This window comes from Streptomyces kronopolitis (genome assembly GCF_014646275.1).
Lineage (GTDB): Bacteria > Actinomycetota > Actinomycetes > Streptomycetales > Streptomycetaceae > Streptomyces > Streptomyces kronopolitis.
In genome coordinates, this window is sequence record NZ_BMND01000096.1 from 1 (window position 1) to 924 (window position 924).

The window sequence follows — 924 nt, forward strand, 5'->3', positions numbered from 1 at the left end:
TAAAGTTTGACCCCACTTTTATAATCCACCCTAAACATGTCAAAGGGCGCTTTGCTAGGGATGTAAAAAAGCGTTGTGTATTCTAAAGAGCCTTCCACTTTATTATGGATATAGCTCAAAGGTTCGCTGTTATCATGTGCAAACGATTGGTAAAACTCTTTGTAATCTTTGTCTTTTAACTCGCTCTTATTCATTTTCCATAAAGCGTTCGCTTGATTGATCTGATCGCATTTCTCTTCTTTAATTTCTTTTTGATTATCCCCTTCGCCCTCGTATTTCGTATCGGTGTAAGTTAAAAAAATAGGGAAAGGGATATGCTCAGAATACTTTTTAACAACGCTATCAATCTCCCAACGGCTCGCAAAATGAGAATCTTCATCTTTTAAAAAGAGGGTGATTTCTGTGCCTTGCTCCTCCTTGACGCACTCGCTGATTTCAAACTTGCCCTTACCATCGCTCACCCATGCATAAGCCTGATCGCTATTTACCTTTTTGGTTTGAACGACAATCTTGCTCGCTACCATAAACGCTGAATAAAAGCCCACGCCAAATTGGCCAATCAGTGTGCTATCTTTTTTCTTATCCCCACTCAAAGCGCTTAAAAAACTCTTCGTGCCTGATTTAGCGATCGTGCCTAGATGTTCAATGAGATCGTTTTTATCCATGCCTATACCATTATCTTTGATCGTTAAGGTTTTTTTCTGGCTATCAAAACTCAAATGAATGCTAGGCGTGATATTCAGCCCTTTTAATTTCTCATCAGTCAGCATTAAATAATTCAGCTTGTCCAAAGCGTCGCTCGCGTTAGAAATCAATTCTCTTAAAAAAATCTCTTTATTAGAATACAAAGAGTGAATCATCAAATCCAAAAGCTGGTTGATTTCAGTTTGGAAGGTGTATTCTTGATTAGACATTGATCTTTTC

1 protein-coding gene is annotated in these 924 nt (G+C 38.1%); it reads right to left on the reverse strand.

Features of this window, described 5'->3' with window-relative positions:
* A partial coding sequence (gene htpG, locus IEY78_RS35295; RefSeq protein WP_189104814.1) for a molecular chaperone HtpG occupies positions 1-914 on the reverse strand: 914 nt, incomplete at its 3' end.
* Positions 915-924 lie beyond the last annotated feature (10 nt).